This is a genomic window from Streptomyces sp. NPDC001980, from assembly GCF_040296885.1.
Taxonomy (GTDB): Bacteria; Actinomycetota; Actinomycetes; order Streptomycetales; family Streptomycetaceae; genus Streptomyces.
Map to the genome: position 1 here is coordinate 54,091 of NZ_JBEOYD010000024.1, position 25,977 is coordinate 80,067.

General features: G+C 69.0%; 25 protein-coding genes and 1 pseudogene. 14 read left to right on the forward strand and 12 right to left on the reverse strand.

What is annotated here, in order from left to right:
- Nucleotides 1-70 precede the first annotated feature (70 nt).
- On the reverse strand, nucleotides 71-1,018 hold the full coding sequence (locus ABT137_RS51075) for a transposase (protein WP_502984603.1): 948 nt from the start codon (nucleotides 1,016-1,018) through the stop codon (nucleotides 71-73).
- 462 nt (nucleotides 1,019-1,480) lie between these two features.
- Nucleotides 1,481-2,503 carry an AraC family transcriptional regulator gene (locus ABT137_RS31195; protein WP_351714454.1) on the reverse strand — a complete coding sequence of 341 codons (1,023 nt, stop codon included), beginning with the start codon at nucleotides 2,501-2,503 and terminating at the stop codon, nucleotides 1,481-1,483.
- Between the two features lie 240 nt (nucleotides 2,504-2,743).
- Here ABT137_RS31195 and ABT137_RS31200 point away from each other — a divergent pair, with 240 nt between their 5' ends.
- The 8 genes from ABT137_RS31200 to ABT137_RS31235 all read left to right on the forward strand — a co-directional run bounded on the left by ABT137_RS31200 (nucleotide 2,744) and on the right by ABT137_RS31235 (nucleotide 10,966).
- Nucleotides 2,744-3,691: a carbohydrate kinase family protein gene (locus tag ABT137_RS31200; RefSeq protein ID WP_351714455.1), complete on the forward strand. Its 948-nt coding sequence runs from the start codon at nucleotides 2,744-2,746 to the stop codon at nucleotides 3,689-3,691.
- The gene (locus ABT137_RS31205) at nucleotides 3,688-4,887 is read left to right on the forward strand and encodes an MFS transporter (RefSeq protein WP_351714456.1); all 1,200 of its coding nucleotides are present in this window, start codon (nucleotides 3,688-3,690) and stop codon (nucleotides 4,885-4,887) included. The genes ABT137_RS31200 and ABT137_RS31205 overlap by 4 nt, the downstream gene beginning before the upstream one ends.
- Nucleotides 4,884-6,272, forward strand: coding sequence for a flavin monoamine oxidase family protein (locus tag ABT137_RS31210; protein WP_351714457.1), 1,389 nt, complete (start codon nucleotides 4,884-4,886; stop codon nucleotides 6,270-6,272). The genes ABT137_RS31205 and ABT137_RS31210 overlap by 4 nt, the downstream gene beginning before the upstream one ends.
- Nucleotides 6,269-6,688: a hypothetical protein gene (locus ABT137_RS31215; RefSeq protein ID WP_351714458.1), complete on the forward strand. Its 420-nt coding sequence runs from the start codon at nucleotides 6,269-6,271 to the stop codon at nucleotides 6,686-6,688. Before ABT137_RS31210 ends, ABT137_RS31215 begins: the two co-directional genes overlap by 4 nt.
- Nucleotides 6,689-6,770: 82 nt before the next feature.
- Nucleotides 6,771-7,418, forward strand: coding sequence for a class II aldolase/adducin family protein (locus tag ABT137_RS31220; protein ID WP_351714459.1), 648 nt, complete (start codon nucleotides 6,771-6,773; stop codon nucleotides 7,416-7,418).
- A gap of 101 nt (nucleotides 7,419-7,519) precedes the next feature.
- Nucleotides 7,520-9,028: an aldehyde dehydrogenase family protein gene (locus ABT137_RS31225; RefSeq protein ID WP_351714460.1), complete on the forward strand. Its 1,509-nt coding sequence runs from the start codon at nucleotides 7,520-7,522 to the stop codon at nucleotides 9,026-9,028.
- 670 nt (nucleotides 9,029-9,698) lie between these two features.
- Complete coding sequence (locus tag ABT137_RS51080) at nucleotides 9,699-10,109, forward strand: hypothetical protein (RefSeq protein ID WP_502984599.1); 411 nt, start codon at nucleotides 9,699-9,701, stop codon at nucleotides 10,107-10,109.
- Nucleotides 10,010-10,966: an IS1380 family transposase gene (locus ABT137_RS31235; RefSeq protein WP_351714461.1), complete on the forward strand. Its 957-nt coding sequence runs from the start codon at nucleotides 10,010-10,012 to the stop codon at nucleotides 10,964-10,966. Before ABT137_RS51080 ends, ABT137_RS31235 begins: the two co-directional genes overlap by 100 nt.
- 709 nt (nucleotides 10,967-11,675) lie before the next feature.
- On the opposite strand, the gene ABT137_RS31240 is transcribed toward ABT137_RS31235, so the two are convergent.
- Nucleotides 11,676-12,287, reverse strand: a complete 612-nt coding sequence (locus ABT137_RS31240; protein WP_351714462.1) for a TetR/AcrR family transcriptional regulator — start codon at nucleotides 12,285-12,287, stop codon at nucleotides 11,676-11,678.
- Between the two features lie 85 nt (nucleotides 12,288-12,372).
- On the opposite strand from ABT137_RS31240, the gene ABT137_RS31245 reads away from it, so the two are divergent.
- Nucleotides 12,373-12,954 (forward strand): TIGR03086 family metal-binding protein, encoded by a 582-nt coding sequence (locus ABT137_RS31245; protein WP_351714463.1) that lies wholly within the window; start codon nucleotides 12,373-12,375, stop codon nucleotides 12,952-12,954.
- A gap of 199 nt (nucleotides 12,955-13,153) precedes the next feature.
- On the opposite strand, the gene ABT137_RS31250 is transcribed toward ABT137_RS31245, so the two are convergent.
- On the reverse strand, nucleotides 13,154-15,367 hold the full coding sequence (locus ABT137_RS31250; protein WP_351714464.1) for an MMPL family transporter: 2,214 nt from the start codon (nucleotides 15,365-15,367) through the stop codon (nucleotides 13,154-13,156).
- Between the two features lie 245 nt (nucleotides 15,368-15,612).
- Here ABT137_RS31250 and ABT137_RS31255 point away from each other — a divergent pair, with 245 nt between their 5' ends.
- Nucleotides 15,613-16,380 (forward strand): TetR/AcrR family transcriptional regulator, encoded by a 768-nt coding sequence (locus tag ABT137_RS31255; protein WP_351714541.1) that lies wholly within the window; start codon nucleotides 15,613-15,615, stop codon nucleotides 16,378-16,380.
- A gap of 811 nt (nucleotides 16,381-17,191) precedes the next feature.
- Here ABT137_RS31255 and ABT137_RS31260 read toward each other — a convergent pair.
- The 4 genes from ABT137_RS31260 to ABT137_RS31275 all read right to left on the reverse strand — a co-directional run bounded on the left by ABT137_RS31260 (nucleotide 17,192) and on the right by ABT137_RS31275 (nucleotide 19,880).
- On the reverse strand, nucleotides 17,192-17,878 hold the full coding sequence (locus tag ABT137_RS31260; RefSeq protein ID WP_351714465.1) for an SDR family NAD(P)-dependent oxidoreductase: 687 nt from the start codon (nucleotides 17,876-17,878) through the stop codon (nucleotides 17,192-17,194).
- Between the two features lie 83 nt (nucleotides 17,879-17,961).
- Entirely contained in the window at nucleotides 17,962-18,354 is a 393-nt protein-coding gene (locus tag ABT137_RS31265; protein ID WP_097283084.1) for an ester cyclase, read from the reverse strand.
- A gap of 120 nt (nucleotides 18,355-18,474) precedes the next feature.
- Nucleotides 18,475-19,128 carry an NADPH-dependent F420 reductase gene (locus tag ABT137_RS31270; protein ID WP_351701064.1) on the reverse strand — a complete coding sequence of 218 codons (654 nt, stop codon included), beginning with the start codon at nucleotides 19,126-19,128 and terminating at the stop codon, nucleotides 18,475-18,477.
- An 11-nt stretch (nucleotides 19,129-19,139) separates the two neighbouring features.
- Complete coding sequence (locus ABT137_RS31275; protein ID WP_351714466.1) at nucleotides 19,140-19,880, reverse strand: SDR family NAD(P)-dependent oxidoreductase; 741 nt, start codon at nucleotides 19,878-19,880, stop codon at nucleotides 19,140-19,142.
- A gap of 93 nt (nucleotides 19,881-19,973) precedes the next feature.
- Here ABT137_RS31275 and ABT137_RS31280 point away from each other — a divergent pair, with 93 nt between their 5' ends.
- Nucleotides 19,974-20,582 (forward strand): TetR/AcrR family transcriptional regulator, encoded by a 609-nt coding sequence (locus tag ABT137_RS31280; RefSeq protein ID WP_351714467.1) that lies wholly within the window; start codon nucleotides 19,974-19,976, stop codon nucleotides 20,580-20,582.
- 434 nt (nucleotides 20,583-21,016) lie between these two features.
- Here ABT137_RS31280 and ABT137_RS31290 read toward each other — a convergent pair whose 3' ends face one another.
- The gene (locus tag ABT137_RS31290; protein WP_351714468.1) at nucleotides 21,017-21,715 is read right to left on the reverse strand and encodes a LuxR C-terminal-related transcriptional regulator; all 699 of its coding nucleotides are present in this window, start codon (nucleotides 21,713-21,715) and stop codon (nucleotides 21,017-21,019) included.
- Nucleotides 21,716-21,964: 249 nt separating this feature from the next.
- Between ABT137_RS31290 and ABT137_RS31295 the strand changes: the two genes are divergently transcribed.
- Both ABT137_RS31295 and ABT137_RS31300 read left to right on the forward strand, forming a co-directional pair.
- A complete protein-coding gene (locus ABT137_RS31295; RefSeq protein WP_351714469.1) occupies nucleotides 21,965-22,291 on the forward strand; it encodes a MerR family transcriptional regulator in 327 nt (108 codons plus the stop codon).
- Entirely contained in the window at nucleotides 22,288-22,551 is a 264-nt protein-coding gene (locus tag ABT137_RS31300; protein WP_351714470.1) for a hypothetical protein, read from the forward strand. The genes ABT137_RS31295 and ABT137_RS31300 overlap by 4 nt, the downstream gene beginning before the upstream one ends.
- Nucleotides 22,552-22,556: 5 nt before the next feature.
- Here ABT137_RS31300 and ABT137_RS31305 read toward each other — a convergent pair whose 3' ends face one another.
- The 3 genes from ABT137_RS31305 to ABT137_RS31315 form a co-directional block, all read right to left on the reverse strand.
- Nucleotides 22,557-22,934 carry a nuclear transport factor 2 family protein gene (locus ABT137_RS31305; protein WP_351714471.1) on the reverse strand — a complete coding sequence of 126 codons (378 nt, stop codon included), beginning with the start codon at nucleotides 22,932-22,934 and terminating at the stop codon, nucleotides 22,557-22,559.
- Nucleotides 22,935-23,028: 94 nt separating this feature from the next.
- Entirely contained in the window at nucleotides 23,029-23,433 is a 405-nt protein-coding gene (locus ABT137_RS31310; RefSeq protein WP_351435597.1) for a Dabb family protein, read from the reverse strand.
- Nucleotides 23,434-23,608: 175 nt separating this feature from the next.
- A complete protein-coding gene (locus ABT137_RS31315) occupies nucleotides 23,609-24,523 on the reverse strand; it encodes an NAD-dependent epimerase/dehydratase family protein (protein ID WP_351714472.1) in 915 nt (304 codons plus the stop codon).
- Nucleotides 24,524-24,867: 344 nt separating this feature from the next.
- On the opposite strand from ABT137_RS31315, the pseudogene ABT137_RS31320 reads away from it, so the two are divergent.
- Nucleotides 24,868-25,958 (forward strand): annotated as a pseudogene (locus tag ABT137_RS31320) (IS701 family transposase); the annotation flags it as partial.
- Between the last annotated feature and the right edge of the window lie 19 nt (nucleotides 25,959-25,977).

Genomic DNA, 25,977 nt, shown 5'->3' on the forward strand with positions numbered 1-25,977 from the left:
GCAATCGCGGCCAGATCCGTATTCAACGAGCCTCATCATGGCCGGGCCAAGCGGCGGGTCATGAGCAGGATCATCGACCAGTAGACCATCGCCTCGGCACTGGTGGTGCAGCGCTCGAAGTCGGGCACCGCTTGGGCAGCACCACGAACCCCTTCTGGTCGTTGCTGCGCTTGACGATCGCCACGACCAGCGCGAGCGTGGCCAGGCAGTACTCGACGAGGCTGCCGGTGCAGCCACCATCAGCCCAGATGAGGGCCAGCCGGTGGTGCGCGTCGGCCACCTGCTCAAGCAGGACCTGGGCGGCGGCGCGGTCTCCGGTGTCCGCGACAGTGACCATCACGCCCAGCAGCAGACCGCGCGCGCCGACCATGACGTGCCGCTTGCACCCATTGATCAGCTTGCCGCGGTCGAAGCCACGACTGTCGGAGCCGACAGCTGCGCCCGCCTTGGCTGACTGCGAGTCGATCACGCCGGCCGTCGGCTTCGTGTCCCGCCCCTCCCGCTCGCGGACCTCGATCGCAGCCGGTCGTGGAACTCCTTGACCAGCACGTGGTCCCTCCGGCGGCGGACGAACGCGTATAGGTCTCAGGGAGAGTGATCTTGTAGGTGCATGGCGCGGTGCGGATGAGTCGGCCGTTGCGGGCCCAGTAGCAGAGTTGCGCGGTGAGGCTGCTGAGGGGGCGCCCCGAGGTGGGGAGCCCGAGATGCCGCGCGATGTCCCGGGTGTGCATGGCCTGGTTGGAGTTCGCGGCCAAGAGCTGGCAGACCTGGCCCCGACGACCGGAGAGGGCCCGGCTCGGGTCCTGCGTGCTGGGCAGGGCTGGTGGGTGCACGGTGATCTCGATGGCGGTGATCTCGATGCTGTCGCGTGGACGGCCGTCGCGGTTCCAGATGCTGTAGCGGGAGGTTCCGCACTTGACGATGCGGGCGGCCAGTCGCATCCGGCGCCCGGGGAGCAGCGCGTGCAAGGGCGGTGGCGCGGCCAGGGTCGGTACGGAGCTTGGTGAGGATCCGCCAGGCCTTCAGGTTTGCGGTGCCGTGTTCGACGGGGGCGCGTCCGCCGGCCAGGATCCGGTTGGCCTGCTTCTGGCCCGGGGTGAGCTTACGAGCGCGGGTGGCCTTGTAGCCGGTGTCGTCGGTCAGGGCCAGGGAATGCAGGCCGTGGCAGTGGTGCTTGCCCGAGTAGTCGGGGCGGTTGTCCGCGCGCGGCGTGACGCGGCGACGCGGACCGCTCTCGGTCTCGTACTTCTACGCATTTGTCGAGGCCGTCGTCGCAGTGCCGGCCTGCCCCCGACCCGACATGGCAGCCCCCTCCCCGGCAGCTCCTTCTGCGCGCCGCCCCAAGCCCGCAGGGGGGCGGAAGAGACTGCGCACCGGCTGCCACCGCTGAACCACCGGCCACCTCGACCAAGTCCAGCGCCGCTGTCCCAGCCCCGACCAGGACGGTTGCACACGGACCGCCTGATCCACGACCTTCACTTCAAAAGAGCCGCACACTTTGTCGCGCTTGGGTGGGCGTGGTGTCGGTCCATCGTTTGTAGGCGCGGCGGAACTCACGCGGGTCGCTGTAGCCGAGTTCGGCTGCGATGGCGGTGATCGACCTGCGTGTCTGCGTCAGCAGTACGTCGGCCTGCTGCCGCCGTACCCGGTCCTGGATCGTGCCGAAGCTGTACCCGGCTCTGGCGAGCTGACGATGAAGGGTGCGGGGACTCATGCCGAGCGCGTCTGCGACCTGCGTCGCCGTTCTTCGGGAGCGGAGGTCTTGGCGAAGTGTGCCTTCGACGGCTGCGACGAGGTCCTGGACCGGGTCGGACTCCAGGATCGCGCGCGTCGCATGCAGAGCGGCCTCGAACTGTGTGGCGTTCGCCGTGGGAACGCGCCGCTCTTCGAGGGCACTGGGCATCGTGAGAGTCGTGTGTTCGCAGTCGAAGGTGACCGGACAGCGCCACAGTCGGGTGTACGCCGCAGCCCACGGTGGCGGCGGGTAGGACAGTTCAGCGGCCAGCGGGCCGGATGACGGGCCGAACATGAGCCGGGTGAGGACCACGATCCCGGCGAAGGCCTCCTCGCTGAGGAAGACCAGCAGGTCCGGCTCGTGGGTGCGGGGCAGGAGCTCGACCACGATTCCCTGGTCCGTGCGGGACACGACGTAGTCCAGCATCGTGCCCGCCCCTTGGTGGAACTGGGTCGCGACCTTGCGGGCTTCGGCGCCCGTCGATGCGGACCGCACGGCGGTGCCGAGCGTTCCCCAGGTGAGGAGTGGGTCGCGGCTTCCGATCATGAGGCCGATCGGTCCGGCGGGCAGCTCTTTCAGGGCGCGGCGCATCACGGTGATCGCCTGCCGGTAGGAGACCAGCGTCCGGGGCTGCTCCAGCCGGGCCCGGTCCAGGCCCGTGCCCGCGAACCACCTGGCCGTCTCGATTCGGTCGTGGTCGGCCAGTTCGAGCAACCCGGTCAGGATCACCGGAGGAATCGTGGCCTGGTTCAGCTTGGTTTTCTCCACAGTCCGCCTCCTCGACATCCTGCCGCCGCAGTCTTCCTCCGCCCGAGGCGAGGAGGGTGCGCGTTTGCGCCACGACGGGGGGAAATGTTGCCACAAGCGTCACGCGGCGCCCAGATTCAAAACGGCGCTTCCTACCGTCACTCAACCGTTCGTGGTCGCGGCCAGGCAATCGGCCGCCGCGCAGCGATGGACGTCGCACCACGAGCCGGGAGCCGGAGCAAAGCGGAGGAGGAACACGCGATGAGCGACGTGATGAAGCTGGGGTGCGTGGGCGTGCACGTGCTCGACCATCTGGTGATCGGGATCGAGTCGATCCCCGAGCACAACGACGGTCAGGTGGTCGAGACCATCCGCGCCACCGCCGCCGGTACCGCCGGCGGGACAGCGCTGGTGGCGGCGCGGCTGGGAGCCGATGTCCGCAGCATCGGAGCGATCGGGGACGACGTCTTCGCGGACACTCTCCTGGCGCTCCTGGTCCGCGAAGGCGTGGACACCTCCGGCCTGGTACGCAAGGCGGGCCACCAGACATCGGCCTCCGTGCTGCCTGTCCGCCCGAACGGCGACCGCCCGGCCTGGCACTGCATCGGGGCGAACGCGGCGTTCACCCTCGCCGACGTCTCCGACGCACTGCTGCGTGACCTGACGCATCTGCACCTCGGCGGTCCGGAGTTCCTGGGCGGCGACGCCGCCGCCTCGCTGCTGGCCCGGGCACGCGCGTGCGGTGCGACGACCTCGGTCGACATCCTCGCCCCCGGCGACCCGGGAATCCTGGAGTGGATCGCGGCTGCGCTGCCCCACACCGACTACCTGCTGCCCAACCACGAGCAGGTGCTGGGCTTCACCGGCGCCGACGACCTGGTCACCGGCGCCCGCGCGCTCGTGAGTGCCGGCGCCGGGTGCGTGGCGGTGACCCACGGCGCCCGTGGCGCGGTGGTGGTGACCGCGGACGAGGTGGTGGAGGTCCCGGCCTACGCGGTGAAGGTCGTCGACACCACCGGGTGCGGCGATGCGTTCAGCGCGGGCTTCCTGCGCGCCCGGTCGCTCGGGCTCCGGCTGCGGGAGGCGGCCGAGCTCGGCTGCGCGACGTCGGCACAGGTCATCGGCGGCCTCGGGACCGACGCCGGCACCTACACGCTCGACGACGTCCGCGCATTCGCCGCGACCGCCGGCCGCCTGGACATGCGGTGAGCCGCCGTAGGAGACCGATCGCGACGACGCTGATGGTCTGCGCAGGATACGCCGCTCAGGGCCTCGGCTACGCCGCGGTTGTCACCGCGCTTCCCGCGGCCAAGGACCGCATGGACTTCAGCGACACCGTCCTCTCCATGATCCTGCTCGGGGTCTGCGTCGCCGCGGTGTTCGGGTCGGTGTTGGCGGACGCGGTCGCTGTGCGCCGCGGGAGCCGGAGTGCGCTGTGCCTCGGATTCCTGCTGCAGTCCGCCGCACTTGCCGGGATGAGCCTCGCCCCCGACCGAGTCGTCTACCTGGGCGCGGTCGCCGTCTACGGTTTGGGCCTGGGCACGGTCGACGCGGGCAACAACATGCAGGGCGTCGCCCTGCAGAACCGCACCGGGGTGCCCATGATGGGCCGCCTGTACTCGGCCTTCACAGTCGGCGGCATCATCGGAGCGCTCCTCAGCGCGGCTCTGGCCACCGGCGGTGTCTCCGCGCTGACCTTGGTCGGGGGCGCTGCTCTGCTGCAGCTCACCGTGGCGCTCACCGGCCGGATCTGGCTCGTGCCGCAGCCTCCGGCCCGCCCGGCGGACACCACCTCGCCCGGCCGCCGGCGCACCACGCTCCCGCGAGCGGCGATCTGGGCTGTCGGGTCGCTCGTCCTCGTCGCCTACGTGCTGGACGCGGCGGTCTCGACCTGGAGCACCGTCTATCTCTCCGACGGGTTGAAGACCTCCGATGCCGTCGCGCCGGTCGGCTATGCGGCCTACCTGGCGATGGTCCTGCTCGCCCGGCTCGTGACCGACCCGGCCGTGCTGCGCTGGGGCCGACGCGGCGTCGGTGTGGGCGCCCTCGCCCTCGGAACGATCGGGTGCGCCCTCGTCGTCGCCGGCCCGGGCGCCGCGGCGGCGGTCGCAGGATTCGCGGTCGCCGGGATCGCCACCGGCGTCCTGGTGCCGATCGCCTTCGAGACCGCCGGTCAGCTGCTGCCCGCCCGCAGCGACGAGGTCATCGCCCGCGTCAACGTCTTCAACTATGCCGGCGCCGTCACCGGAGCCGTCGTCCCGGGCCTGCTCGGCGCGGGTGCCGCCCTCCGGCTCGGGTTCGTGGCACCCGCGCTCGCGCTCCTGCTCGTGCTGCCCCTCGCCCGCCGCCTCCCGACCCGTATCTCCGCATCCCCCAAGCCTCTTCTCGAAGGAGAACCAGCATGACCGACAGCGTCGATGTCGATGTCGTGGTGGTGGGAGCCGGGCTTTCCGGCCTCGCCGCCGCCCGCAGCCTGCAGCGGTACGGGCTGCGCGTGAAGGTGTTCGAGGCGCTCGACAGGGTCGGAGGCCGGGTCGACTCAGCCACCGTCGCCGATGCGCGTGTCGACCTCGGAGGCACCTTCGTCGGCCCCGACCACGACCACATCAACTCCCTCGCCGACGAGGTCGGCGTGGGCCGCTACCTCACGCACGAGGCCGGGGACAACCTGTTGCTGTGGCGCAAGGACCGCAAGCGGTACCGCGGGGCCGTCCCCCCGATCGGTGCGACCTCGTTGCTGGACCTCGCCCGTATCCGTTCCACCCTGGAGCGGATGAGCCGCAGGATCCCCGTCGGCCGCCCGTTGGACGCCCCCGACGCGGCGGGCCTCGACGCCCAGACCCTCGGCAGCTGGCTCACCGCCAAGCACGCCGGCCAGGCCACCAAAGACCTGATGGCGGTGGTGTGCAAGACCTCGTGGGGCTGCGAACCCTCGGAGATCTCGCTGCTGTACGTGCTGCACTACATCGCCCAGGCCGGCGGGCTCGACTCGATGCTCGACACCCGCGGCGGCGCCCAGGAGCAGCACTTCGTCGAGGGCTCGCACGAGGTCGCGGTCCGCGTCGCCGACGGACTGGGTGCGGACACCGTCCGCCTGGGGTCGCCGGTTCTGCGGATCGACTGGAGCGACGATGCCGTGACCGTCCACACCGACGACGGCCCCACCACCGCACGGCGTGTCATCATCGCGGTTCCGCCGGCCATGCGACGCCGGATCCGGTTCGTCCCCGAACTCCCCGCCGCGCACCGGCGCCTCTCACAGCGCTGGTCGCCCGGCGTCCTGTCCAAGATCTACGCCGTCTACGACACGCCGTTCTGGCGCGAACAGGGCCTCAGCGGCATGACGGTCTCCGACGAAGGCCCCGTCTTCATCACCTTCGACGCCAGCCCTCCCGACGCCTCCCGCGGCGTCCTCCTCGGCTTCATCGGAGGCGACTACGCACGCGAGTGGGACGCAGTGGACGCCGACGAACGGCGTATGCGCACGCTCTCGGCGCTCACGGACCTCTTCGGTGAACGCGCCCTGGAACCACGCGGCTACACCGACCAGCGGTGGGGCGAGGAGGACTGGCTCGGCGGCGGGCCCACGGCAGCACCGGGCCCCGGAGCGGTCGCCTCGTTGCACGCCCGGCTGACAGAGCCGGTCGGCCCCATCCACTGGGCCGGCACCGAGACCGCGCGACGCTGGGCCGGATTCATGGACGGCGCCGTCGCGGCCGGCGAACGCGCCGCCCGCGAGACCGCCATCGAACTCACCACCACCACGCACGACGAGAAGGCAAGCCGATGACCTGGAGCACCCACCACAGCCAGCTGACCACCGCCACCGCCCGCCAGCTGTGGGAGCGATGGACGAACGCCGCCCTGTGGCAGCTCGACGACCCCGGCGTCGCATGGGCCCAGATCGACGGCCCCCTCACCGTCGGAACCACCGGAGTCGTCAAGGACCACGGCGCCCCGGCTCAGAAGATCGAGTTCACCCGCGTCGAACACGAACGCGCCATGGACTTCGTCATCCGGCTGCCACTGGCCACCCTGACCATCACCCACGACATGGAGCCCGTCGGCGAGGGCATGCGCACCACCCACGGCATCGTCCTCGACGGCCCCCTGCACCGCCTCTACGCCGCGTTGCTCGGCGGGAAACTCGCACGGCAGCTCCCCGTCGTGGTCCGCAACGTAACGGCCGGCGCCCTGACGCACTGAGCCGCCCGAACAAGCCCGAACAGCCATCACCCGATGCAACGGCAAGAAGCAACGGCACAAGAACGGACGCGGTGAATACGCAGTGGACGACACACACGAACTGAAGACCCGGACAGCTCTGGTCGACGCGAGCCGTCACCTCCACGACACCGGGCTCGTCACCGGCACATCGGGAAACCTCAGCGTCCGCATCGGCGACCAGGCACTCGTGACACCGTCCGGAGTGAGCTATCAGACGCTGGAACCCGCCGACATCGCCCGCGTCACACTCGACGGTGAAGTCCTCGACGCGGGCGCGAGCTCACCCTCCTCGGAAACCCCCCTCCACCTGGGGATCTACCGCACAACCGACGCCCAGGCCATCGTGCACACGCACGCGCCGTGGGCCACCGCCCTCGGCCTGGTGCGCGACGAGCTGCCCAGCGTCCACTACTCCATCCTCCTGCTCGGAGGCCCGATCCGAGTGGCGCCCTATGCGACCTTCGGCAGCCAGGAACTCGCCGACAACGTGCGCCTCGCGATGCTCGACCGGAAGGCCGCGCTCATGCGCAACCACGGCGCGGTCGCCAGTGGCGCCACATTGGCCGAGGCGGTCCACAACGCCGAATCGGTCGAATGGCTCGCACGCCTGTACCTGCGGGCAGCCCAGGTCGCAGAGCCGGCAACGCTGACGAGCGAGCAGCTCGAAGACGTATGGCGCCGTGCCACAGCCAGCGGCTACCAGCCCTGACCCAACCTCCGGGCGTCGGCGCCATAAGGCCCGCGGGCGGCCACGAAGCACCGGAACGACCCGCCCTCCGAGCCACGCCACGTCGAAGCGAAAGGGATTTCGTGAGTCCTACCAGCCAAGCAGCCGCCAGTCGGCGCGGAGCCACCGCCGCCACGTTCGACTCGCTCGACCCCGCCACCGACGAGGTCGTCGGTACCCACCCGGTGCACACCGAGGAGGAGGTACGCGCGGCCGTCGACCTCGCCCGCACCGAGGCCGCTTGGTGGGCCGGCCTCAGCTTCACGGAGCGCAGGCGGCACCTGACGGCGTGGAAGGCCACGATGGTCCGGCGACTGCCCGAGCTCATCGAAACGGTGCACCGCGAGACCGGCAAACCGGTCGGCGACGCGACGCTCGAGGCAGGGCTTGCGATCGAGCACATCGCGTGGGCCGCCGGACACGCGAGGAGGGTACTCGGTCGGCGCCGGGTTTCCTCGGGCCTGCTGATGGTCCATCAGTCCGCGTCGGTGGCCTACAAACCGCTGGGGGTGATCGGCGTGATCGGGCCGTGGAACTACCCGGTCTTCACACCGCTGGGGTCGATCGCCTACGCACTGGCGGCCGGCAACGCCGTGGTCTTCAAGCCCAGCGAGTACACCCCGGGTGTGGGCGTGTGGCTCGCCGAGCGATTCGAGGAGGCCGTGGGCCGTCCGGTCCTCAAGGTCGTCACCGGCCTCGGCGCGACCGGCGCCGCACTGTGCCACGCCGGGGCCGACAAGATCGCCTTCACCGGATCGACGGCCACCGGCAAGAAGGTGATGGCCGCGTGCGCCGAGACGCTCACACCGGTGGTCATCGAGGCCGGGGGCAAGGACGCCTTGATCGTCGACGCCGACGCCGACGTCCCCGCCGCGGCCGACGCGGCGCTCTGGGGCGCGTGCAGCAACGCCGGGCAGACCTGCATCGGCGTCGAGCGGGTCTACGTCCACGAGCAGGTGTACGACGAGTTCGTCGACGCGCTCACGACCAAGGCCGCCGGCCTGTGCGCGGGCTCCGGCGCCGAGATCGGACCGATCACCATGCCGAGCCAGCTGCACGTCATCCGCCGGCACGTGCAGGACGCCCTCGACAAGGGCGGCCGCGCGGTGGTCGGCGGCCTCGACGCCGTGGGCGAGCGCTATGTGCAGCCGACCATCCTGGTCGATGTGCCGGAGAACTCCCTGGCGGTGCAGGAGGAGACCTTCGGACCGACCATGACCGTCGCGAAAGTGCGGGACATGGACGAGGCCATCGAACTGACCAACGCGACCGCCTACGGCCTCGGAAACACGGTCTTCAGCAAGCGCCACGGCATGGCAGTCGCCGAGCGGATCCGCTCGGGCATGTCCGCGGTCAACGGCGTGATCAGCTTCGCCGGCATACCGGGCCTGCCCTTCGGCGGCGTCGGCGAATCCGGCTTCGGCCGCATCCACGGGCCCGACGGCCTGAAGGAGTTCACCTTCGCCAAGGCGATCGCCCTGCAGAGGTTCAGGCCGATGCTCACACTGACCACCTTCGACCGCACCGAGAAGACGGACAGGGTGTTCACTCGGGTGATCGGCCTGCTCCACGGGCGCAGGACGAGGAGGTAGCCGCAAAAGCACCCGGGGCATCAGCGACGGCCTCGCCCCGATCCCGAGCCCGCCAGATCGACTGCACGCCGACCGGGTCCGGTCTCGGTAGTGCGTCGATACGGCACATGGCGTGTCCCCCCGCCTCCGGTTCCCGTACGGGCCGGGTACGGGTAGGCCCAGCGGTCCGCATGGGGCCATCCACTCTTCGTGCCGCATCGTGCCGCCGGCCCAGGAGTATTCGCCGGCTGTCAGACGTGCGGCACCGGCCATGCGGCGAGCTGGTCGAGGCACCAGCGTCGGATGAGCTCCCTGCCCGTCGTACTGCGGTAGATCGAGTCCACTGGTCGAGTATCGCGCCTCGTCCCGAGCCGTGACGTGAGAAGGGCCGCACGGGTTGGGCAAGTTGTGACGCAAGCCTGGGCCCGTGCGGCCTGCTCTCATCCAGCCCTGTCCGGCACCTCTCGCACACACTTCGGGGCGATGTGCTCGAAGAACTCGCCCCGAAGTGGGAAGCGGCCCGGGAGTCGGCACTCCACAAGCGCCGCGGCGGAGTCCGGCGGCGGGCCGCCGGAGCGGGCCCCAAGCAGCGCCTGGTGTTCACCGACCGACTCCTGGCCACGCTGGTCCACCTGCGGCTGGGGCTACCGCACGCTGCGCTTGGCCGGCTGTACGGGTGGACCGCTCCACCGTGTCCGGAGCGATCCGCGAGGTCCGCCCGCTGCTCGCGGCCCGCGGCTTCGCCGTCCCCGACCGTCCAGGTGTGCGGCTACGTACGCTGGAGGACCAGTTCGCCTACGCCGACGCGGAGGACGTGGAACTGCGGATCGACGGGACCGAGGTGCAAGTCCGTCGCCCGCACGCGGGCCGTCCAGGCCGCAGGGCATTCGTGTCCGCCAAGAAGAAGCAGACCACCATCAAGACCACCACGTTCAGCGGCGGCCAGGGGCGGACCCTGTTCAGCGGGGTGGTCAGGCCGGGCCGGATGCACGGCAGACCGCTGTGCGCACCGAGGGCATCGCCGAGCAGCGCCTGTTCTCCGGAGTGCGGGCCCCGTCCACGCTGGGGTCGTTCCTGCGCTCCTTCACCCACGGGCATGTGAAGCAACTGCACGCCGTGGCCCGCCGGTTCCTGTACCAACTGGCCCGTCACACCCCGCTGCTGCCCGGCGCGGACCAGGCCGCATACGTGGACATCGACGACACCATCCGCCGCACCCACAGCTACGCCAAACAGGGCGCTGGCTACGGATACGGCAAGGTCAAGGGTCTGAATGCACTGCTCGGCGTCGTCTCCACGCCCCTGTCCGCCCCCGTGATCTTCGCCACCAGGCTACGCAAGGGACCCTCGAACTCCGCGCGCGGGGCGGCAGCGTTCGTCGCTGAGACCATCCGCGCCGCACGCGCCTGCGGCGCCGGCGGCCTGCTGGTGCTGCGGGCGGACTCCGCGTTCTACGGCGCCGACGTCATCAACGCCTGCCGGGCCCTGGGTGCCCGCTTCTCCATCACCATGCGGATGAACGCCTCCGTCAAGGCCACCATCGCCCGCATCGACGAGGACGCCTGGACACCGATCAAATATCCCCAAGCGGTCTGGGACGAGGAGGGCCAGTCCTGGATCTCCGACGCCGAGATAGCCGAGATCCTCTACACCGCTTTCACTTCCAAGCCGAAAAAACAGCAAGTCACCGCCCGACTGATCGTGCGCCGCGTCAAGCGCCTGAGCGCCGGCACCGTCTCCGCCGGGCAGGGCACGCTCTTCGACGCCTGGCGCTACCACGCCGCGTTCACCGACTCCCCGCTCGCCGTGAGGGATGCCGAGCGTGATCACCGCCGGCACGCTGTCGTCGAGCAGGTGATCGCCGATGTCAAGAACAGCGGCTTCGCCCACGCGCCGTCCGGTCATTTCCAGGCCAATGCCGCGTGGCTCGTACTACAGCCTCAGATCTTGAGGTTGTGATCGGTTCTGCTCGGGTTGTCGCCAGGGGCGGAGGCGGGCTGGGAGGGGGTCGCCGCGGCGGTTGTAGTGGCTGACGGTGGCCCGGGTCTGGTGCAGGGCTCGCCAGTGATGCTGCTGGAGGTGGTAGGCGGGCCTTGACGCAAGGCCGGGTAGTCAGGGCTTGGGTCAAGGCCCCACGCGGACAGCGGAGCGTCGGGGCTCGCCTGGACGAACAGCTCACCGGAAGATCATCGAGGTGCGCGCCGTATCGAAGGGCGCCCAAGGGGTTCCGCGCAGTCCACGACGAACCCCCTGCGTACCCAGGAGTTCGGCGAGCGTCACGGTCGGACCGAACGCCGCCCGGTCGAACGCAGAGGGACGGCAAGACGGCGCGGGTTGAAGCTGCTCTTCCGAGGTGGCTGTGTGTGTCTTGGAGCCCTTCTACCGCGACACCCGCAAAGTGCTCCGCCACAGTGATCCGGCACCGCGATCGCCGGGCATGGAATGCGCCGCCTACGCCTGTCGACCGTTCCTCGGCGTGGTTCCTGTGTGACCGGGCGAACGTCAGCCTGGCGGAAGTGCGGCAGCGGGCCGTCGGGGATTTCGACGCAGGTCGTCAGCCGAGTCGGGTCGAAGGAGGTCTACAGCCGAGGCGCCGGCCGTTCCCGGCGGCTGAACATCGCGCGGCCGCCGCGCCCACGACGGCGTGCGGTTCTGGCCGGCCACTTCCTTACGTGCCGAGCAGCGCGGCGGTGAGGCATCGGTGCAGCCAGTCGGCGGAGCGGGCGAGCGGCCAGTGGCAGTCGTCGGTCAGTGTGAAGTAGGAGGCGTTGCCGAGGAAGTACCAGAGCACATCCGCAGCCTCGTCGACAGTGACGTCGGCACGCAGTGCGCCCAGTTCTGCGAGTCGGGCCGCAGTGGCCCGCAATCCGCGGCGCAGGCTGTCGTGCGCCGCGCCGACGGTCTCCCGGATCCCGGCGTCCTGGGGTGCGGCGGCGATCGCCTGACGCATGATCGGCGACCAGAGCTCGAACTCGCTTCGAGTGCCGTCCACGAGCATGCGAAGCAGCGCGTCGGGGTCGGTCTGTGCAGCGATCCGCTCGTAGATGCCGCCGGCCTCAGCGGCGCGCACCCCGTCCTCGATGAGTGTGCGTAGCACACCGCTCTTGCCTCCGACCGCCGCGTAGACGGTGGGCGCTGCTACCCGCGCTGCGCGGGCGATGTCCTGCACCCGGGTGTCGAAATAGCCCCGTTCGACGAACAGTGCCCGCGCCGCCAGCAGGATCGCTTGACGGGTCGCAGCTGCGTACTCGGCCCGCCGTCCGGCCTCTTGTGTCACCACCCCTATGACTGTAGACCCTGCCCGACCGTTGATCGTTGACAGTGTCCTATACTCGATATAGTCACCTATCAGAGAAAGTGGTTCCATGATCTTTCCGGTACTCGAGGACCTGGCTCACCAGTTCCCCGGCATCGCTCCTGAGCAGGACAAGCTCCCCACACCGTGCGACGACTTCGACGTGAGCACGTTGCGCCGCCACCTGCTGGGCTGGCTCACCTACTTCGACGCCACCTTCACTGACCCGTCCGGCAGCGACAGGCCCGACCCGTCCGCGTTCACCGGCCCCGACGACCCGAGTGCCGTGATCGCGCACCTCGCCACCACGATCCGGTCGGCCCTGGCCGGCGGCCTCGCGACAGCTACCGTGAACGTTCCGCTGCTGGGCGGCGCCTATCCGGGCTCCGTGGTCATCGACCTGTTGTTGATCGAAACGCTCGGCCACGGCTGGGACCTGGCCCGTGCGACCGGCCGGCGATGGGACCCGGACCCGCAAACCTGCCAGCATGCCCTCACCGTGCTCGAAGGCGTGATCCAGCCGGAATACCGTGGCCCCGGCTTGCCCTTCGGCCCCGAAATCGCCATCGACGCAAGCGCACCACCTCTGGACCGGCTGGTCGCTTTCACCGGCCGCGACCCCGCTTGGGCGCCCCCCGTTCAGCTGCGCTGATCAGCGCCTGCGGCGTCGTCCTCGCTTGACGGACCGGCGGGGCGGGCAGCAGCTGCCGCCCGCCCCGCCGGTCCGTGCGCCCTGGATCATCCGCACGCCGAGAACCGCCGGGGGCGCTGCCTCGTCAGCAGGCTCGCGGCCCGCTGGGCGGTGTCACCCCAGCCGGACTCCGCGAGGGGCGGGACGCTGTGGGCCGGAGTCAACCCCGTGAGACTGCGGGTTCGCGCGCGGCAGCGGGCTCGGGCGCGCTTTCGCTGAGGCCGAACCGGCTGTGGAACCTGCGCAGGAAGCCGGGCGCGTACCAGGCCGAGCCGCCGAGCAGGCGCATCGCGGCCGGGACGAGGACACCACGGATGGCAACAGCGTCGATCAGGATCGCCAGTCCGCTGCCCAGGCCGAACATCTGCATGAAACTGAGCTTGGCCGTACCGAAGGCGAAGAAGCTCACCGCGAGCAGGCAGGCGGCGGCGGTGACGATGCGCCCGGTGTGCCCGAGGCCGTTGGTGACGGCGGACTCGGTGTCCTCGCCCTGGTCGTGGAGTTCCTTGATCCGGCTGGTGACGAACACCTCGTAGTCCATCGACAGACCGAAGACGATGCAGAACATCAGCACGGTCATCGACATCTCCATCGGCTGCGCCGTGAAGCCGAGCAGGGAGGAGAGATGGCCGTCCTGGAAGATCCAGGTCATGACGCCGAGCGTCGCCACCAGGGTGATCGCGTTCAGGGCCAAGGCGCGCAGCGGCTGCACGATACTGCCGGTGAACAGGAAGAGCAGGACGAACGTGGTCAGGACGACCAGGCCGATGGCGAGCGGGAGTTGGCCGCTGATGGAGTGCTTGGCGTCGACCAGTTCGGCGTCGATGCCGCCCACCAGCGGGTGGGTGCCGGGGGGCGGGATGAGCGCCCGTACGTCGCCGACCAGGCTCTGTGCCGCGTCGGACTTCGGCGTCAAGGAGCTGACGACGCTGATCCGTTGGCCGTCGGGGCGGCTGAGGTTGGCGCTGCCGGGACCGGCCGCCGATTCCTGCCCGTGGGTGTAGGTTCCGGTGCTGGTCTCGACCCGTACCACGCCCTTGAGCTGGGACAGTTGATCGGCGTACGTATCCAACGGGGCTTTGTCCACGTTCTGGCCGATGACGATCTGGAGGGCGGCGTTGTCGTTGCCGTTGAAGTTCTTCTGGAGCGTCGCGGAGACCTGGCGGCTCTCGGCGTCCTTGGGCAGCACGCGTTCGTCCGGGGTGCCGAAGGTGATGCCGAGCAGCGGGCTCGCCGCCACCAGCAGAACCGCGAGGACGGGCAGCGCGGTGAGCGCGGGCCGCCGCATGACGGTACGCGCCAGCTGCGCCCATACGGAGACGTGCGTGGTGACGTTCGCGGTCTTCGCCCAGGGCATCTGCCCCTTGTTGACCCGGTGCCCCAGGACGACGAGCAGCGGCGGCATGACGAACAGCGCGCTGACGGCCGCGATGGCGACGACGCCGACCCCGGCGAAGCCGAACGAGCGCAGGAAATACTGCGGGAAGACGAGAAGCGCCGCGAGTGCGGCGGCCACGGTGGAGGCGGAGAACGCGACGGTGCGGCCGGCGGTGTGCACCGTCCGGCGGACGGCGTCCTCCACGCTCGCGCCGGTCGCGAGCTGTTCCCTGAACCGGCTGATCATCAACAGGCCGTAGTCGATGCCCAGTCCCAGGCCGAGAGCCGTGGTGAGGTTGGTCGCCGTGTTCGAGACGCTGGTGACGTCGGCGAGCAGGGACAGTTCCGCGAACGAGCCCAGGATGGCGATGACGGCGATGGCCAGCGGCAGCAGCGCGGCGACCACGCTGCCGAAAACGAACAGCAGCAGGATGAGGGTCAGCGGGATCGCGATCAGCTCGGCCAGTTCAAGATCCTCGACCACCTGCGTCGACATGTCGTTGCCGACGGCGGCCACCCCACCGGCCCGAACCGTGAGGGCTTTGTTGTACGTGCCGTCGTAATCGTCGAGCAGGCTCGTGGCGTTCTTCTGCTGCTGGGTCGGGTCGCCCTTGACGTGGGCGAGGACCATGGCCTCGCGGCCGTCCTTGGACAGGAGTTGGGCGCTCCGCGTGTCCCAGTAGGAGACAACGTTCGCGAGCGTCTTCTCCTTCTTCAGGCTCGCGACCAGTGCCTTGCCGTTCTGCTCGGCGGACGGGGTGTCGACCCGGCCGTCGCCGGCGCGGACCAGCAGCACGAGGTTGGTCTCGCCGCCGAATTTCTTGTCGATGAGATTGCGTGCCCGGGTGGACTGGGAAGCCGGGTCGTCGAAACCGCCGCCCAGCAGCTTGGTGAATGCGCCGCTACCGAGGGCACCCATGAGAGCTGTCGCCACGACGGCGACGATGAGTACCAGCCGGGCCCGGCGGATCGCCAGCTCGGCTATGCGTTCGAACACGCGGAATCTCCTTTGAGGTCAATGTGTCTGCGGGGACGCGACGACGCTAGGGGAGGCCACCGGGAAGTTGGCAGTGCGAGATTTACCTGACAGTGCTCGGTTTATGTTCAGGTGTCAGAGGTGCACCGTAGGGTGGACCCGTGCCCGTACCCGAACTGCCGAAGACCGCCGCCCCGGCGGCTCCGTCCGCGCCGTCTGCTCCCTCCGCTCCGGCCGCTCGATCCGCCTCATCTGCTTCGCCCACGCTGCGGGAGCGGCGGCGGGCCACAGCGGTGCGGGAGATCCTGGACGCCGCCGAACTGCACATCACCGAGCACGGTCCTGAGGGGCTGTCCCTGCGGGCCGTCGCGCGCAGCCTCGGCATGACCGTGCAGGCGCTCTACCACTACTTCCCCAACCGGCATGCCCTCGTCACGATGCTCGTCACCAAGGGGTACGAGGACCTGTTCGCCGCCGTCCAGGCCGCCGTCGACTCGACGGCCGACTCGGCTGCGGGCGCTGGGGGCACTGCGGCGGATTCGGTGGCGGACCGGCCGTTCGTGTCGCGTCTGCTGGACGCGGCCGAGGGCTACCGGCGCTGGGCCGTCAACCATCCAGAGCGGTTCAAGCTCCTGTTCGGGACACCACTGCGGGGCTACGCGGCCCCGGCCGACGGCGCCTCCACCATTGCCGCCCGCCGGATGAGTACGATCTTCCAGCGTGAGCTCTTCGGCGGCTTCAGCCCGGAGCAGCTCGCGGCGGCCGACATGCCCCCGCTCTCGCCCCAGTTCCGGGCCTACCTGGACCACCTGCCGCCGGACGGGCCGGGAGTCCTCCCGCCGCCCGCGATCGCCCTGCTTATGGAGGCATGGGGGCGCATGCACGGCATGGTCGTCCTCGAGGTGTTCGGACACACCTCGTTCCTCGGGGACCACGAGGCTGAGCTCTTCCACCTTGCGATGCGCAACATGCTCGCGGACATCCACCGGCGGATTTCGGGGAGCGCGGGCGCCGTTGGAGCCGGGGTGGTGTGAGGTGCGTCCAGATGTGAGGCGCGTCCGGGCGGTGGCGTCAGAGCGCCGCTCGTGCGGCAACGGCGTGCACGGCCCGCGCGTCCACAACTGAGCGAGGGCCGAAGTCCGCCTCCTGGCAGTGACCCGACCGGCAGCACCGGGTGGCCGACCGCCGCTGGGCGGTCGAGGCGTGCTTCGGGCGATACGGAGCCGTTTGAACTGAGTGAACTCACCGGGGCGCGGAGCGGGTCGGACCACAGGCCGGCCGGGAAAGGGCTGTATGGCGCTCGCCCCGTATCTGGGGGCGCCTGGTGTCGTCACCTTGCCTTCACGGGGAAAGGTGCTTCGCAATCGGGCAAGCAATCCGCAGACCTGCGAGCGCCTGACCGATCCGTTCACATGTGGTGGCGTGCCCACCGCACTCCCGGACCTCCCACCTGGTCACAACCGAGGTGGCCGGTGATCTCGCCCTCCTCAGCGGACTCCAGCACTCGCTGGGTCATCTGCTGCGGCAGACCACCGCGCCGGTCAGCTTCATGCCCTCGCCTCGGGTCCGGCCGACCAGCGCTCGCGCCGGACCCTCGCCGGCGGCGGCGAGGGTCCGCACCATGCACTGCATGCTGGACAGCAGCGCGTCCGTGTGGGTGGCGGGCGATGAGGTCCATGGCGAAGAGCGCTCTGGCGTGGATGCGCGGGGGCGAGGCGGTCGGCGTGCACGACGTCGAGGATGTGTCCGGCGCCGCTCGCCCGCAGGGGACGGGACACCGCATGGATGTGGCCGGTGACCCGCCGGCCTGGGCGCGGCTGGGCCCTCCCAGCCGCGCTGGCCTGCCTACCAGGGCACCTCCCCGTTTTCGTCCTGGAAGGTGCCGGTCGGGCCGTCCGCGTCGAGTGTGGCGAGACGTACGACGACCCTCGCGCTCTCCTCCGGCGTCCTGCCGACACCGAAGGCCGCCGTCAGGTCCGTCGCGGTGGTGCCGGGTTCGACGGCGTTGAACTTGATGCCCGGATGGGCCTTGGCGTACTGGACGGTGAGCATGGTGGCGGCGGCCTTGGACGCCGAGTACAGCGCCAGCGGCAAGGCGTACTCCGGACGGTCCGGGTTGGTCACGGCCCAGAAGGATCCGGCGCTGCTGGAGACGGTCACCACGGTGGGGTTCGCGGACTTGCGCAGCAGGGGCAGCGCCGCTTCCGTGACCCGCACGAGGCCGACCGCGTTGGTGTCGAAGGCGCGCAGGGCGGTGGGGCCGTCGAGGGCTCCGTCCCCCAAGATGCCGGCGTTGTTGACCAGGACGTCGAGCCGGCCCTCGGCCGCGTCGATGGCCGCCAACGCGCTGAGCACGGAGGCGTCATCGGTCACGTCGAGCTGCACGAATCTCGCGTCCAACGCCGCCGCGGCCTGCTGTCCGCGCTCGACGTCCCGCGCCCCGAGGTAGACCACGTGGCCCACCGCCAGCAGCTGTCGGGCGGTCTCGAAGCCGATGCCCTTGTTGGCCCCGGTGATCAGTGTGATGGTCATGCAGATCCTCGCAAGTGAAGTGCCCGAGCGGGCCGTTCTCGGTATGCGGACATGTCCAATTGGGTCAGGCGCGAACTTGCAGGTCAGCCGGTCAGCTGCCGGCGCAGTTCACCGGCGTCGTGGAGGGCGGTCATGTGCACGAACCGCCCGTCGCGGACCTGGTAGATGGCGTACTCGACGATCTCGAACGAGGCGCCGGTGGGAGCCACGCCGAGCCAGGGCTTCACGGGGGTGCCGGTGTTGACCAGGCGCGCAGCCAGACGATCACCGTCGAAGAGCAGCTCCTGCAACTCCCAGTGCAGGTCCGGTACCGCGTCTACGTCCTGCCGTTGCACTGCCAGGAGGTCGTCGCGGGTGGCGGGCTCCCCGTTCAACGTGGTCCGGTCGTTGATGAATGCGTCCATGCCATCGAATTGGTGGGCGTTGAGCGCTTCGAGGTAGCGCCGGTAGAACGTGCGCAGATCACTGTCGGACATGTGAGGGGCCTTTCTGTGGGGAGGCTCCGGATCGGGGCCGCGCGTGGAGGGTCAGAGCGGGAATGCCCGCCGCGGCCGCGCCGGACGGCCGCGGCTGCGGAGGGGGCCCGCCGGTCAGCGTCACGTCGGAGCAAGACGCTGTGCTCGGCCCAGGTTGGCGATGAGCTCGTCGCGCGTTTGGTGCGCCAGCGCGGCCCAGGCGGGTTGACCGGGGGCCGTGCGCCACGAGGCGCTCAATGGACTGTTGTTGACGGTGTCGAATCCGAACTGGTCGTAGAGCCGGGTCACGAGGTCGACGGCGTCGGGGAAGTTGCTGGAGGTCGGAAGCGCCAGCCGGTCGGGGGCGCCCGCGGGGCGGCCGGCGGTGGTGATGCGGGGAGCTTGGATATGGGTGAATGCCTGGACGACCCGGGAGGCGGGCAGGTGCTCCTGGCGCAGCTCGAGTACGGTCGTCTCGCCGGAGTCGATGCGGGCGAAGTGACCGTCGCGCCAGATCATGTAGTTGTTCGTATCCAATACGATCTTGCCGGCGAGGGCGTCGACCGGCAGGTTGTTGACCGTTTTCAGCGGGACGGCCACGACGGCGAAATCGCCGGCGGCTGCAGCGTCCGCGGCGCGGGCGGCCCGCGCGGACGGGCCGAGTTCCGCGACCAGGTGCTGCAGGGTTTCCGGTCCGCGCGAGTTGGCGATCACAATGCTGTAGCCGTGGGCCAGGGCCGCCCGGGCGATCTGGCTGCCGACCTCGCCGGCGCCGATGATCCCGATGGTGGGCATGGGTCCGCCTCTCAGATCTGGTTCAGGCCGCCGTCGACGTACAGGCTCGAACCGGTGATGAAGCTGCTCTGCTCGGATGCCAGGAAGGCCACGGCAGCGGCCACGTCCTCCGGGCGCCCGAGCCTGCCCAGTGGCACCCGCGTCACCAGGTGCTGCTTGAACCGTTCCGGGTCGGGGGTCAGCCCCGCCAGGGCGGGGGTGTCGGTCGGGCCGGGGGTGAGGGTGTTGACCCGGATGCCGCGTCCCTTGAGTTCGTTTGCCCAGGTCCGGGCGAACGAGCGCGTGGCGGCCTTGGTCGCCGCGTAGACGCCGAGCTCCGCATCGCCGACGTCTCCGTTGGTCGAGCCGTTCACGATCACCGAGGCGCCGTCGTTGAGCAGCGGCAGGGCCTTTTGGACGGTGAACAGCAGGCCACGGACGTTGATGCCGAACAGGGTGTCGAAGTGCTCCTCGGTGACCTGCTCCAGCGGAGCGAGCGCGGCGACGGCGGCATTCGCGAACAGCACGTCCAGCCCCCCGCCCCGGCTGCGGATGGTGGCGTAGAGCCGATCCAGGTCGCCCAGGTTCGCGATGTCGCCGGTCACCGCAGTGGCCGCAGGACCGATCAGGTCGACGGCCGCGTCGAGTTCGGTCGTGCGCCGGCCGGTGATGAAGACGTGCGCACCTTCAGCTGCCAGCCGGGCTGCAGTGGCCAGGCCGATGCCGGCGCTGCCCCCGGTGACCAGAGCGCTCTTTCCGTCGAGCAGTCCCATGTGTGCCGCCCCTTTCCACTTCTGCAGCGGTCGCTGCAGAAGTGGACCGTAGCACTTCTGTAGCGATCAGTGCGGAAGGGGTAGGGTGTGGGGGTGGAGACGAAACCGACCGGCCCGATCGGCCGACCGCGAGGATTCGATGCCGACGCCGCCCTTGAGCGCGCCATGCTGGTGTTCTGGCAGCATGGCTACGAGGGGGCCAGCACCGCCGGCCTGACGCAAGCGATGGGGATCTCCACCACCAGCATGTACGCCGCGTTCGGCAACAAGGAGCAGCTGTTCCGTAAGGTGTTGGAGCGCTACACCGACGGCCCGAGCGCCTACCTGGCCCAGGCACTGGAGCAGCCGACTGCCTTCGACGTCGCCACCGCCATCCTGGCCGGCACCGTGCGCACCACCACCCGCGCGGGCCACCCCCACGGCTGCCTGGGCGTCCAGGGGGCCCTGACCACCAGTGACTCCGGCCAGGACGTCCGCGCCCTCCTCGTCGACTGGCGCACCACCGGATACGCCCGCATCCGCGAGCGGTTCCGGCGTGCCGTCGATGACGGCGATCTGCCCCCGCAGACCGACCCGGGCCTCCTGGCCCGTTACCTCACCACCCTCGCCTACGGCATCGCCGTCCAGGCCGCGAGCGGCGTCGCCCGCGACGACTTGCAGGAGCTGGCCGACGCCGCCTTGCGCCACTGGCCCCTGTCCTGACACCGCCGTGGCGACGGGGGGCCGTGCCGTGCGGACCTGGCGGGTGATCATCTCTCGGCGGCATGATGGGCAACTTCCCGGGTTGTCGAGCACCGGTTCGTGGCGTGGCGGTGCGGATGCGCGACGGCGACCTGCGCAAATGCTCCGGCTGGGGTGGACGCGCCGGTGCAGTACGGGCCCCGGCTGGCCGCGGTGGTGGTATATCTGCACCCCGTCCGCTCGCTCCAGCTCCTCCATGAGCCCGACATGGCAGAGGGCCGGGTCGAAGACGTCGCCGGTGCCGGGCTCGGAGTGCAGCACCCACACCACCAGGTCCGCGGCCTGGCGCGACAGTCGGACCAGGCCGTTCACCTGCTCGGCGATGTCCAGGTCGGAGGTGGCCCGCCTCCCACAGCGGTCGACCAGCTGGAGGCCGCGGCAGGACTTCGGGCTGTTCAGGCGGCCGGCCGCACCAGGCCCGATTCGTAGGCGAAGACCACCGCCTGGACACGGGCGCGGGCACCGATCTTGGCGAGGATGCTGCTGACGTGGGCCTTGACGGTGGTCGTGGCAATGGACAGCCGCACAGCGATCTCCGCGTTGGACCAGCCGGAGGCGACGGCGGTGAGCACGACACGCTCCCGCTCGGTGAGCGTGCCGATCCCGACTTCCCACTCGGCAGGGAGCGCGGGTTGCAACTGTCGGACGGCGTCGATGAGAGCGCGGGTCAGGCCGGGGGTGATGACGGCGTCTCCAGCGGCTACGACACGGATGGCCGCGGTCAGTTCGCCGGGGGTGGCGTCGTGGAGAAGGAATCCACCGGCGCCGGCGCGCAGGGCGGCGTAGGCGCGCTGCTCGTGGCTGGCGGGGGTCAGGATCAGCACGCGTGGACGGTTCCCTTGCGTTCTGGAGAGTTCGGGGGTCCTGGGGAGAGTGGGGGGCCGTGTGATGCGGCGGATGCTCTCGGTGCCGTCCGAGTCGGAAATGTGACTGTCCATCACCACGACGTCGGGGCACAGTGCGGCGCTCATGCGGACCGCCTCGGCCCCGCTCGAGGCATCGCCGACGACAGTCAGGTCGGGCTCCCCCGCCAGGAGCATGCGCAGTCCGCGGCGCTGCAAGGACTGCTCATTGACAATGAGTACGGAGGTCATGGTGGGCGTTCTCCCAACGGGAAGCCGACTATCGGCCCGGGCTGTGATCGCTGCGAGTGGGTGGTGTGCTCAGTCATCGCCCCACCCAATCTGAACGAAACGATTTCGTTCACTTTGGGTTAATGCTGCGGTTATCGAAACTGCATTCTTGTGGTCTGGGTCACATCTTCGCCGGATGCCGCCGCGCGCTCAGTCGGCACCGAGGGCTCGGTGGATCGCGGTGAGTGTCGCGCTGCCAGGGCCGTGTGCGTGCCGCATCGCGATGGCCACCCCACAGGTGCGCCACGTGGTGCGTCTCCTCGACAGGTGCGGTTCTACGAGGCAAAGGGCTCGATCGCTTCGACCCGCGGGCCCAACAACTACCACGACTACAGCGAAGCAGCCCTGGGCCGCGTCCAGCAGATCCGAGAACCGCTCAACGCGGGCCTGTCGACGCAGGCAATCCGCGCGATCCTTCCCTGCCTGCAATCACCGCGCGATCGTCACGCGATCGCCGACTACCTGGCCGAGCTCCGAAGCGCGCGGAGTGAGCCGCCGCGAGCTGTGATTTCCCCTGTGTTTGAGACGGGGGTGTGAAGCGGGCGATGGTGTGGTGCCGGTCCGCTCGGTCGCCGTCTCCGTTCGACAACAACGCCGCCGAACGGGTAGACCGCATGGGCAAATTCCGGCAGAAGATCTCCGGTGGCATGCGGGCCCTGACCGGCGCGGAACATTTCTGCCATCTGCGTTCTTACCTCGCCACCGCCACTGCCACCGCCACCAAACACGGCATCAATCTGCTCGACGCGCTCGTCCCATTGGCATCCGGCCGACCGTGGGTACCCGCGATCGACTGACCTGATTAGTTACCTTGGGATGAGACGGGCGGGACTGGACTCACATAGAAACGAGTCCAATTTATCCGATCGTCGCGGACGGTCATTACTACGGGTCCGACCAAGAGAGCGGGTAGTCCCTCAAAAGAAGTTCCACTCATTTCCCATTCGGACCACACCTCGGATCCCGAAACCGCTGTCCGCAGCACCCTTGCTTGCAGATCGGGAACTCGGGTAAATATCAAGGACCAGTTCATCAGCACACGCTTCCGCCCGGTAAAACTTTCTGCAGGACGATGCGGCACCTCCGCCGCGTAGTCGGCGGTGAAGCAGTCGGCGACTCGTTGCGCTGAATGCGAATTGATGGCGTCACAAAGGCGACCTACCGCGTCAATTAGGTGCACAGAACTACTCCCTCTCAAGGATTGCGTGTCATTCGATCCTAGCCTGGCCGCATCGGAATATCTGGCCAGGGCCTCACTGATCGATTAGGATCGATTAGTCGTTCGCGCCGGCGCCGCGAAAGTCTGGGACGTCCGAAAGCATGCCGGGAATCTCCGGGTTCAGGGCGCTGCGGCGGCGGTGCAGTTCTTCGATTTTCGCGTACAGGTCAGGGTCATCGTCGTCGCTGATGTCGAAGATGTCGAGGCGTTCGAGCAGCGCCAGGCCCAGATGGTCAGTCCCGATAGTCGCGGGGTGGGTCAGGTACTCGTAGAGGCCGTCGAGGTCCTCAACGACGAAGACACAGCTGTAGTCGAAGTCTCCGCCGAGATCGCGGCCAACCATGAAAGACTTCACGGCCGGGTTGGACCGTCCTTGGTTGCGCCAACTTTCCAAGGCAGCCTCGATTTGCTCGGGGGTGACTTCGGCCTTGGCCTTCGCGCGGTTGATGTGGTAGATCATGGCTACTCCTGTCGTTGTTTCTCACTGCCGAAGAGGGATACCTTTCATGACACAGCCCAGATGGTGGGCCTCATCGCAGGATTGACGCAAATGCGATGAGGACCGATTCGCCGGACGTGTCATGACGAAGCGCAGTGCCGGAATCGCTGCTTTCCGTCGAAATCGGGAGGCGGGATCAAGCCGCGGCCGCGCTCACCTGATCATTGATAATGATGTCCAGGTCGGTGGCGGTGAGGCCGAAGGTGTCAGCCGTTTTTGAGGCGTCCATGAGGAACGGCGAGTACCACTGATAGTCCATTTCGGCCATTTCACGCGCTGTCGGCACGAAAAGCCCAGCTGTGCGCATTGCCGCGCGTGGCATCGGGATCAGTTTGACCGGGGGCCGACCTGCAGCGGCGGCGTAGCGCCGCGCCAGTTCACGGATGCTGATGGCCGGTGGCGACGGCACATGCCACGCCTGACCCCACGCACGCTCATCATTTCCAAGTGCGACCAGGGCCTGAGCCATGTCTCCGTTGAAGGTGAAGGTATGTGGCGCGTCTAGATCGGCAGGCACCCAGGCTGCTCGGCCCGTCTTCATTGCCGGCTCAATGATTATGGAATACAGGCCATTCGAGTCCCTGCCGATGTAGTCGGACCCGCGAACCTCCACAGTGCGAACTCCGGAGTTAAGGGCCTGCTCCCACAGCCGTTTACGGAGACGGCCTTTAGGCCCAGTGGCGGCCATGGCGGTGTCTTCGTTCATCATACCGCCAGGCTGCGGGCCGTAAGCGTACATGCTGCCAGTAATTGCCAACACGGCCCTGTTTGCTTTCGCGGCCGCGATGACCGCATTCTGTATGGGCGGCAACAGCTGTTCCCACATTGTGTAGGAAGGCGGGTTCGCGCAGTGATAGATTACCTTTGCGCCGCGAGCCAGTTCGGTCAAGCGGCCCGGGTCGGAAGCATCCGCGGCGACCCGTTCGACCTGCGGATACTCCGGGCCCGAGCCGCTGCGCGTGACAATGCGGACGCTTTCACCGCGGTCGGCGAGCAGGCGAGCGACATTTGTGCCGATGGAACCGGCCCCGATAACGACATGTATGGCCATGATGAGCTCTTTCACATAGATAGGTGTCCCGGGTTCGTTAAGACTCAGAACAAAGTTCGTCGATGGCCGTTGTGGAAACTAATCGGCCTGAGATTGGGCCGCAGGGCAGACCTCGGATCGGCGGTTCTTCACGTTTCCGTCTGCTGCCGCCTGTCGAGTGAGCCAAGGGCTCGTAGCAATCTCGTCGTCCGTCTTCGTCCTTGGTCACCGGTGGAGTCGCACGAGTCGTGACGCTATCCGGGCCTCGCTGCGATTTGGCAGAGATAGATTTTTCTAACACTGTCAGGTACTACCTCAGATCTTGTGACTGGTGATCGGTGCTGACCGTTTGTCCGGTCACGCTGATGGATGTGAGGGTGGAGCACGTTGAGGGGTGGGCAGAGGAACTGGCTGCCCTGACGGGCGGGTTGGGGCATCTGTTCGCCCGGCCGGAGCCGCGGGAGGTGTTCGCCGATCTGATCGAGGGGCTGCTGTCTGACCTGGGCCGGAAGAACGGCTGGACGATGGCAGGGCGAGCCGGGCATGCCACCCCGCACCGGATCCAGAAGTTTCTGGGCGAGGCATCCTGGAGTGCGGACGGACTGCTGGCCGAGGTGCAGGCTTACGCGGCAAGGGAGTTGGGGGATCCGGGCGCGACGCTGGTGATGGACGACACCCAGGTGATCAAGAAGGGTGACAAGTCCGTCGGGGTCGGCCACCAGCACTGCGGGACGACCGGTGACGTCCGCAACTGCCAAGTCATGGTGATGCTCACCTATGCCGCCGCGAGTGGCCACACCTTCTACGACCGGCGTCTGTACCTGCCGCAGTCCTGGACCGGCGATCGTGAGCGGCGTCGGACGGCCGGAGTCCCGATGAGGTCGCCTTCGCCACCAAGCCGCAGCTGGGCATCGCCATACTGCAGGGCGCGGTGGCCGGTGGGCTGCCGTTCTCGTGGGTGGCTGCCGACGCGGACTACGGCAAGGACCCCACTCTGAGGTCCTGGCTGCACGGGCAGAGGATCCGCTACGTGCTCGCGGTGCCGCTCACGCTGCCGGTTCAGGGCCCGCCGGGCAAGCCGTACCTGCCGAAGGTCGCGGCGCCCGGTGACCTGCTGTACTACGCCACGGTGCGCGAGCAGTGGGAACGCCGCAGCCAGGGCGAGGGCTCCAAGGGACAGCGAGCCTACGACTGGACCTGGTTCGCGGTCTCCCTGGCCGGACAGGTACCGGCCGACGGCTTCGCCCACCAGCTGCTGATCCGCCGCAGCACCGAGAAGAAGCAACTGGCCGGCGGCCGCGTCGACTTCGAGTACGCGTACTTCCTCGTCCATGTCCCGGCCGCCGACCCGGTCACCGAGGCGATCGTGAGGGCCGGGGTCCGCTGGAAGATCGAGGAGAACAACGAACTCGCCAAACAGATCACCGGCCTCGGCCAGTACCAGGTCCGCCGCTGGACCTCCTGGCACCGGCACG

What these genes read in the sequence shown, in the direction of transcription:
- ABT137_RS31210 (WP_351714457.1), top strand. Translation starts at nt 4,884, where the DNA reads ATGACCGACAGCGTCGATGTCGATGTCGTGGTGGTGGGAGCCGGGCTT.
- ABT137_RS31275 (WP_351714466.1), bottom strand. Translation starts at nt 19,880, where the DNA reads ATGGGACTGCTCGACGGAAAGAGCGCTCTGGTCACCGGGGGCAGCGCC.
- ABT137_RS31215 (WP_351714458.1), top strand. Translation starts at nt 6,269, where the DNA reads ATGACCTGGAGCACCCACCACAGCCAGCTGACCACCGCCACCGCCCGC.
- ABT137_RS31270 (WP_351701064.1), bottom strand. Translation starts at nt 19,128, where the DNA reads ATGCCCACCATCGGGATCATCGGCGCCGGCGAGGTCGGCAGCCAGATC.
- ABT137_RS31310 (WP_351435597.1), bottom strand. Translation starts at nt 23,433, where the DNA reads ATGATCTACCACATCAACCGCGCGAAGGCCAAGGCCGAAGTCACCCCC.
- ABT137_RS31200 (WP_351714455.1), top strand. Translation starts at nt 2,744, where the DNA reads ATGAGCGACGTGATGAAGCTGGGGTGCGTGGGCGTGCACGTGCTCGAC.
- ABT137_RS31245 (WP_351714463.1), top strand. Translation starts at nt 12,373, where the DNA reads ATGATCTTTCCGGTACTCGAGGACCTGGCTCACCAGTTCCCCGGCATC.
- ABT137_RS31265 (WP_097283084.1), bottom strand. Translation starts at nt 18,354, where the DNA reads ATGTCCGACAGTGATCTGCGCACGTTCTACCGGCGCTACCTCGAAGCG.
- ABT137_RS31315 (WP_351714472.1), bottom strand. Translation starts at nt 24,523, where the DNA reads ATGGCCATACATGTCGTTATCGGGGCCGGTTCCATCGGCACAAATGTC.
- ABT137_RS31290 (WP_351714468.1), bottom strand. Translation starts at nt 21,715, where the DNA reads ATGACCTCCGTACTCATTGTCAATGAGCAGTCCTTGCAGCGCCGCGGA.
- ABT137_RS31260 (WP_351714465.1), bottom strand. Translation starts at nt 17,878, where the DNA reads ATGACCATCACACTGATCACCGGGGCCAACAAGGGCATCGGCTTCGAG.